General features: G+C 69.9%; 1 protein-coding gene. It reads left to right on the forward strand.

The genetic code is table 11. The annotated features are described in order from the left end of the window. Positions 1-552: glutamate synthase-related protein (locus BN4575_RS20415; RefSeq protein WP_256029040.1), on the forward strand; the 552-nt coding region annotated here is incomplete at both ends.

Consider the following 552-nt stretch of genomic DNA (forward strand, 5'->3'; position numbering starts at 1 on the left):
ATCGAGGACCTCGCGCAGCTCATCTTCGATCTGAAGAACATCAACCCGAAGGCGCGCATCAGCGTGAAGCTCGTCGCCGAGGCCGGCGTCGGGACCATCGCCGCGGGCGTCGTCAAGGCGCACGCCGACGTCGTGCTGATCAGCGGCGACTCGGGCGGCACCGGCGCCTCCCCGCTCACGTCGATCCACCACGCCGGCGTGGCGTGGGAGCTCGGGCTCGCCGAGGCGCACCAGGTGCTCGTGATGAACGGGCTCCGCGGCCGCGCCATCGTGCAGACCGACGGCAAGCTGATGACCGGCCGCGACGTCGCGTTCGCCGCCCTGCTCGGCGCCGAGGAGTTCGGCTTCTCGACGGCGCCGCTCGTCGCGGCGGGCTGCATCATGATGCGCAAGTGCCACCTCAACACCTGCCCGGTCGGCATCGCCACGCAGGACCCGGAGCTCCGCAAGAAGTTCACGGGCGCGCCGGAGCACGTCCTCAACTTCTTCTTCTACGTGGCGGAGGAGCTCCGGCAGATCATGGCGAGCCTGGGCTTCCGCACGCTGACCGAG

The sequence above is a fragment of the Aeromonas sp. EERV15 genome (assembly GCF_900079845.1).
Taxonomy (GTDB): Bacteria; Pseudomonadota; Gammaproteobacteria; order Enterobacterales; family Aeromonadaceae; genus Aeromonas; species Aeromonas sobria.